This window comes from Ochrobactrum sp. PL_is483 (assembly GCF_055816855.1).
This window is the reverse complement of sequence record NZ_JBVPGS010000022.1, coordinates 112,890-119,217: the sequence shown is the minus strand read 5'-3', so window position 1 is coordinate 119,217 and position 6,328 is coordinate 112,890. Positions and strand designations below refer to the sequence as shown.

General features: G+C 58.5%; 7 protein-coding genes. 4 read left to right on the top strand and 3 right to left on the bottom strand.

Annotated features, from left to right (window positions below; translation table 11 throughout):
- Window positions 1-263 precede the first annotated feature (263 nt).
- Window positions 264-1,283: a nicotinate-nucleotide--dimethylbenzimidazole phosphoribosyltransferase gene (gene cobT, locus AC0TNJ_RS03260; protein WP_473770207.1), complete on the bottom strand. Its 1,020-nt coding sequence runs from the start codon at window positions 1,281-1,283 to the stop codon at window positions 264-266.
- A 151-nt stretch (window positions 1,284-1,434) separates the two neighbouring features.
- Here cobT and AC0TNJ_RS03255 point away from each other — a divergent pair, with 151 nt between their 5' ends.
- From AC0TNJ_RS03255 to AC0TNJ_RS03245, 3 genes are read left to right on the top strand one after another with little or no spacing between them, the layout of a single operon-like run.
- On the top strand, window positions 1,435-2,217 hold the full coding sequence (locus AC0TNJ_RS03255; RefSeq protein ID WP_473770206.1) for an adenosylcobinamide-GDP ribazoletransferase: 783 nt from the start codon (window positions 1,435-1,437) through the stop codon (window positions 2,215-2,217).
- An 18-nt stretch (window positions 2,218-2,235) separates the two neighbouring features.
- Window positions 2,236-2,430 (top strand): DUF1289 domain-containing protein, encoded by a 195-nt coding sequence (locus AC0TNJ_RS03250; protein ID WP_473770205.1) that lies wholly within the window; start codon window positions 2,236-2,238, stop codon window positions 2,428-2,430.
- Entirely contained in the window at window positions 2,430-3,134 is a 705-nt protein-coding gene (locus AC0TNJ_RS03245) for a retropepsin-like aspartic protease family protein (protein WP_122000152.1), read from the top strand. The genes AC0TNJ_RS03250 and AC0TNJ_RS03245 overlap by 1 nt, the downstream gene beginning before the upstream one ends.
- Here the strand turns inward: AC0TNJ_RS03245 and dusA are convergent.
- Window positions 3,131-4,144, bottom strand: a complete 1,014-nt coding sequence (gene dusA, locus AC0TNJ_RS03240) for a tRNA dihydrouridine(20/20a) synthase DusA (RefSeq protein ID WP_473770204.1) — start codon at window positions 4,142-4,144, stop codon at window positions 3,131-3,133. The two genes, AC0TNJ_RS03245 and dusA, sit on opposite strands and share 4 nt — an antisense overlap.
- A gap of 362 nt (window positions 4,145-4,506) precedes the next feature.
- Between dusA and AC0TNJ_RS03235 the strand changes: the two genes are divergently transcribed.
- Window positions 4,507-5,190 carry an HAD family hydrolase gene (locus AC0TNJ_RS03235; protein ID WP_122000150.1) on the top strand — a complete coding sequence of 228 codons (684 nt, stop codon included), beginning with the start codon at window positions 4,507-4,509 and terminating at the stop codon, window positions 5,188-5,190.
- On the opposite strand, the gene AC0TNJ_RS03230 is transcribed toward AC0TNJ_RS03235, so the two are convergent.
- The gene (locus AC0TNJ_RS03230; RefSeq protein WP_122000149.1) at window positions 5,187-6,326 is read right to left on the bottom strand and encodes an alpha-D-ribose 1-methylphosphonate 5-triphosphate diphosphatase; all 1,140 of its coding nucleotides are present in this window, start codon (window positions 6,324-6,326) and stop codon (window positions 5,187-5,189) included. The genes AC0TNJ_RS03235 and AC0TNJ_RS03230 overlap by 4 nt on opposite strands.
- Between the last annotated feature and the right edge of the window lie 2 nt (window positions 6,327-6,328).

Below are 6,328 nucleotides of genomic sequence, written 5' to 3'. Positions count from 1 at the left end.
GCCCGCTTTCGAGGCCTTGTCCGCGTCGCCTGCCAATGCCTGCTGCAAGCCGCCGCACAGAACATCAAGAAGATCGCCATGGTCCTGACAAAGACGCCAAAGGCAGCCAGCGCATGAGCGGCTGCAGCCGTTTGCAACGCCTCGCCAGTACAGTCACAAAACGCGACCCCTCCCAAAAACAAAACCCGCCGAAAAATATCGACGGGTTTGTCAGCGGTCTGAGCCCGCCAAATGGCGGGCTTTTTTTGATGATCTGGCGAGCGTTATTTCGCGCCGGATATTCCAGCCTGTTCGAACGTCGCCATACCGCTATGGCAAAGTGCGGCCGCCTTGACGATACCGGCAGCGAGCGCTGCGCCGGTTCCTTCACCAAGACGCATTCCCATATCGAGAAGCGGCTCCTTGCCCATCTTTTCCAGCAGCTTGCGATGGCCCGGCTCGGCGGAAACATGACCGAACAGGCAATGATCGATGGCTTCCGGATTGGCAGCATAAAGCACCGCTGCGGCAGCGCTTGCCACGAAGCCGTCGACGATGACCGGAATTTTCTCCATGCGCGCGGCCAGAATTGCGCCAGCCATGGCGGCAACTTCACGACCGCCAAGACGGCTCAACACCTCCAGCGGGTCGCCGAGATGCGTCTGATGGAGCGCAACCGCCTTACGCACTGCGGCAAGCTTGCGCTCAAGCAGCTCACCCGTCGAGCCCGTGCCTGGTCCAACCCAGTCTTCCGCCGTTCCGCCGAAAAGCGCGAGCGCGATTGCTGCCGCGATTGTGGTATTGCCGATACCCATTTCGCCGATGCACAGGAGATCGGTTCCGCCAGCAATCGCTTCCATGCCAAAGGCCATGGTCGCAGCACAGGTGCGCTCATCCATGGCAGGCTCTTCTGTAATGTCCCCGGTCGGATGTTCCAGCGCCAGATCGAAAACCTTCAGGCCAAGATCGTTGGCGATGCAAATCTGGTTGATGGCAGCGCCACCGGCGGCAAAATTCTCAACCATCTGTGCCGTGACACTTGGCGGAAACGGCGTGATATTCTTGGCCGTGACACCATGATTGCCAGCGAAGACCGCGACCAGCGGGCGGTTGATCTGCGGCGTGCGCTTGCCCGTCCATGCGGCAAGCCATGCCACGATCTCTTCCATGCGCCCAAGCGAGCCAGCAGGCTTGGTCAGCGTAGCTTCGCGTTCGCGGACGACCCTTTCCGCGCCCAGATCAGGCCCCGGCAGATTGCGGATCAGTTCCCGGAAATCGTCAAAAGGTAGGCCGCTGGCGCTCATAGGTTCAGTCCAATCAATGATGGGAGGTGTAAAATCGTTGGGCTCGTCCTATAAGCACTGACGCGAATTTTCAAATCACCTCTTTGAGTTGAAGCAACATTGAGGCGAATTATCGCGAAAATCCGTTTCGGAAACAAAGTGGAACAGTCACTTGCAGCGAAATAGTCTCCTTGGCGACACGATCCGGTCTCTGGGCTTTCTAAGCCGCCTCCCGCTTCCGCGAAGCTGGTTCGAGAATGGTGATGATTCGTTGCCGCGCAATGCCCGTGCCTTTCCCCTCGCCGGAGCGGTTCTGGGCCTGCTGGCTGGCATTGTGCTTTATGCGGCTCATGAAATGAAGCTTCCGCCCCTTGCCTGCGCGCTGCTCGCGATTGGCGCCTTGGCGGCGATGACCGGCGCGCTTCATGAAGACGGTCTTGGCGATACAGCCGATGGCTTTTTCGGAGCCTCTTCCGCTGATCGCCGGTTGGATATCATGAAGGATTCCCGTATCGGGACTTTCGCCGCGCTCACCCTGATCATCTTTGTCGGCGTGAAAGCGTCTCTCCTTATGGAGATCATCGAGCGTGCGGGTGCAGGATATGCGGTGCTTGCGTTGATTGGCGGCGAAGCGGCAAGCCGCGCTGGCATGCTGGCATTCTGGCACGCGCTGCCCTCGGCGCGCCCCGGCGGGCTTTCCGACAGTGTTGGCCAGCCGCAATGGGAGACCGTGGTTTGCGGCTCGGGAATCGGGCTGGCCGTTCTTGTCTTTACACTCATGCCTTCTGGCGGCTTCCTCTCGCTCATCAATGCGCTGGTGTTGGTGATCGTCCTGCTTTTCGGCTTTGCCCGACTTTGCATGGCAAAAATAGGCGGACAAACGGGCGACACTCTGGGCGCGGCACAGCAGATCGGTTCGATTGCCGTTCTCGCCGGGCTTGTCATGGCCCTTTGATGCAACCACATTGCATCCATGGACACGACAACCATCGAATCCCCGTGCATATTGGTCTGCACGATCGACACCGAAACCGGCTTCTGCCTCGGCTGCGCGCGGACGCTGGATGAGATCGCACGCTGGTCCAGCATGAGCGCAGAAGAGCGAATGGCCGTCCTGTCCCTTCTCGCCGACAGGCATGAGATCATCGTAGAAAAGAGAATTGGCTGATGGGGCGCTTTTTCTGGCTCATTATTGCGGCAGTCGCGATTGTTGTGCTGCTGCTGATGTCCAACAATGACGGCGGTTCAACGCTGGGCATGGACAATGACGTGTTTGCCCGCGCAGCCTATCTGGGCATTTGGGGCGTAGTGCTTGCCGCCGGTCTGCTCGGCTCCGGCATCAAGCTGACCGACTTTGCACGTAACATGGCCATGTGGGCCGTTATCATTCTCGGCCTCGTTGCGGGCTACCAATACCGTTACGAGTTGCAGGACGTTGCAAGCCGGGTCACGGCTGGATTGATCCCCGGAAGCCCTATCTCGGGCCGCAATGCCGATGGCGCGCTGACTGTAACGCTTGCAAAGGCCGCAAACGGCCATTTCGAGGTGAATGGACGTGTGAACGGCGAACGCGTTCACTTTCTGGTCGATACCGGCGCATCATCGGTCGTCCTGTCACAGCAAGATGCGGAGCGCGCAGGCATAGACACGGCCTCGCTCAACTATTCCGTTCCGATCATGACGGCCAATGGCACGGCAAGCGCGGCAGTCATCACTATTGCGACTTTGCAGATTGGCGATATCGAACGCCAGAATGTGCGCGCCATGGTGACCAGGGAAGGTCTGATGACCGGCAGCCTGCTCGGCATGAATTTCCTGCAAACACTCGGCGGTTTCACCGTCCGGGGCGACCAGCTTATTCTAATTGATTAAGCTGCTTCTGCTGCCGCTTCAGTCACCACCGCATAGGCCTGACGCAGAACATCGCTGGTCGCTCCCGGCTTGGTGGCATCCGTCGAAAGAATCTGCCGCCAGCGCCGTGCGCCCGGCTGTCCGGTGAAAAGCCCGACCATATGGCGGCTCACGTGGGAAAGCCTGCCGCCTGCTGCGATGTGGCGATCAATATAGGCGCACATATCATCGATGATGTCCGCAATGGCAATTTGCCCCTTCTCAACCCCATACAGACGCGCATCCACCTCTGCGAGAAGCTCAGGGTTATGATAAGCAGCGCGGCCCAGCATCACCGCATCGACCTTCCGCAAATGCGCTTGCGCCTCATCCAGCGTATTGATGCCGCCGTTGATGCCGACGAAAACATCGCCCAGCCGCTCCTTGAGGCGGTAGACACGATCGTAGTCGAGCGGCGGAATCTCGCGGTTTTCCTTGGGCGACAGCCCTTTCAGCCAAGCCTTGCGAGCGTGGACCCAAAGCGCGTCCGCTCCCGCGGCAAGCGTGAGATCGGCCAGAGTATCGAGCGCAACCTCCACATCCTGATCGTCAACGCCGATACGGCATTTGACGGTAACGGGTATGGAAACCGCCTCTTTCATTGCTGAAACACAGCGCGCCACCACATCCGGCGTCTGCATGAGGCACGCTCCGAATGTGCCTGACTGTACGCGGTCCGACGGGCAACCGACATTGAGATTGATTTCATCATAGCCGTAATCGGCTCCGATCTTCGCCGCCTCTGTCAGCTTTGCCGGATCGGAACCGCCGAGTTGCAACGCCACAGGATGTTCGGCTGCGTCGAAGCCGAGCAGCCGGTCACGCGGGCCATGAATGATGGCGTCCGCCACGACCATTTCGGTATAGAGCAATGCGTGACTGGAAAAGAGCCTGTGAAAATAACGGCAATGCCTGTCGGACCAATCGATCATCGGCGCGACCGCAAAGCGGACATCGGGATAGTTGCAGCTTTTTGATTTTATTTCAGTCATTTATACAACAATCCTGAGAATGCGATTCAGTCGCAATCGGCGCTTTCGGCATTTATTTAAATTCGGAAGGGTGCCAAAAGCCACAATTGATCGAAATGATCAAGTTTCGCCGCTATCGCGGTCACCAGCGCTTTATATAGTGAAGCGCAGAAAAATTCACACCAGAGACAAAGTCTGGTCCCTCCACGACTGTCTTCCCGTCCAAGACGCACTATGATTGAGTGCAGAAGCATTCTCCCGATTCTCATCTGCGCGAGCATTTCCTGTTTTGAAAATGCTCTATCTTTCTGTTTTATGCATGTCTTTATCCCGAAACCGGTTCCCACTTTCGGGAGACATGCTCCAGTTCAAGGAAATTCGGCGTGACCTCCTTTTCCCCTTTCGGCAAATCATTCGATGCGTTTCTGTTCGACATGGACGGCACGATATTGAGTTCCATCGAGGCAACCGAACGGGTGTGGGCCGAATGGGCGATACGCCATGGCATCGATCCGGTTACGTTCCTGCCGACCATCCACGGTGTTCGTGCAGTGGAAACCGTCCGCCGCCTTGCCCTGCCGGGCGTCGACCCGATCCGCGAGGCGGAAATATTGCTTCAGGCCGAAATGGCGGATCTGGAAGGCATCGCGCCCATCGACGGCGCCCATGAATTTCTGAGCGCGCTGCCGGAAGATCGCTGGGCAATTGTAACCTCGGCGCCGCTCGAACTGGCGCGCCGTCGCATCGCTGCCGCCGGGTTGCCGATGCCAAAGACGATTGTTTCCGCCGAAGACGTGGAGCGTGGCAAGCCAAGCCCTGAATGCTTCCAGCTCGGTGCGAAACGTCTTGGCTTCGATGCGCGTGATTGCCTTGTATTCGAGGATGCGCCAGCCGGTATCGTTGCCGGAGAAACTGCCGGTGCGAGCGTCGTCGTGGTGACGGCAACGCACCCGCATTCCCCGAAAACATCCCATCTCAGCATTGAAAGCTATCGCTATCTCCGACTCGACATTCTGGACGATGGCAAGCTGGCGCTGGAACCGACCACGCCAATCTCGGTGGGTTAAATAACCCGCCGTCCCTCCCGCCAGACGGTGCGGATGATCGGGACATGGTCGGCGATCTGCACCCGAACCAGATCGGCCCGCTTGCCCGCAACGATCTCGCCGCGATCATCCAGCCCTACCGCTTTGGCAGGGTTGGCCGAAACCAGCCGAATGGCTTGCGGCAGTGAGATATTCGGGACGACATCCGCGAGGAAAAACGCTGATTGCATCATGCTGGCCGGGATGTAGTCCGACGAAATAATGTCGAGATTTCCGGCTTCGGCCAGTTCGCGCGCGGAGACATTTCCCGAATGCGAACCGCCGCGCACGACATTTGGCGCGCCCATGAGAACCGACATTCCGGACTCCTTTGACGCCTTCGCAGCCGTGTGTGTGGTGGGAAATTCCGCAACCCTTATTCCCTGCGCCTGCGCTTCCGCCACATGGTCCACCGTCGCGTCATCATGGCTTGCCAGAATAACGCCGCGCTGGTGGCAGAGGTCAGCAATCGCCTTGCGCGTTGGCGCTGAATATTGCTGCGATTGCCCGATACGCCGCTCGCAATAGAGCCTGAACTCTTCTTCCGAGAATTTCAGCTTGCGGATGAAATAGGTCTTGTAGGTCTCGATATCCGTAAACTGACGCTGTCCCGGCGCATGGTCCATCAGGGATACCAGCCTGACCAGCGGCTGAGCGCCGAATTTTTCAAAGGCCGGAAGGCAGTCGGGTGCCGAAACCTCGCAACGCAAATGCAGGAAATGGTCGGCGCGCAAGCGGCCAGCCGCGCGGCCCTCGGCAATCGCCGAAGAAAGCTTGCGCATATCGTCGATACCTGTCTCGGCATCGTCATCGAAGCCGATGCGCAATGCATCGAAAACGGTGGTGATCCCGGAGGCGGCAATCTGGGCGTCATGCGCCTGCACGGCGGCAATCGGGTTCCAGCGCACTTTTGGACGCGGAGCATAGTGCCCTTCGAGATGATCCGTGTGCAGCTCTACCAGTCCGGGCGTCAGGAAATCGCCTTCCATATCCTCGCCGATGCTTGATGCGCCGGTAGAGATATCGGCAATCTTGCCATCCACGAGCTTCAGGGAACCGAGGACAACATCGTCGGCAAGCACGATGCGGGCGTTGCGCAAAACCGTTTCATTTCCCATCG

What these genes read in the sequence shown, in the direction of transcription:
- AC0TNJ_RS03230 (WP_122000149.1), bottom strand. Translation starts at nt 6,326, where the DNA reads ATGGGAAATGAAACGGTTTTGCGCAACGCCCGCATCGTGCTTGCCGAC.
- AC0TNJ_RS03250 (WP_473770205.1), top strand. Translation starts at nt 2,236, where the DNA reads ATGGACACGACAACCATCGAATCCCCGTGCATATTGGTCTGCACGATC.
- cobT (WP_473770207.1), bottom strand. Translation starts at nt 1,283, where the DNA reads ATGAGCGCCAGCGGCCTACCTTTTGACGATTTCCGGGAACTGATCCGC.
- AC0TNJ_RS03245 (WP_122000152.1), top strand. Translation starts at nt 2,430, where the DNA reads ATGGGGCGCTTTTTCTGGCTCATTATTGCGGCAGTCGCGATTGTTGTG.
- dusA (WP_473770204.1), bottom strand. Translation starts at nt 4,144, where the DNA reads ATGACTGAAATAAAATCAAAAAGCTGCAACTATCCCGATGTCCGCTTT.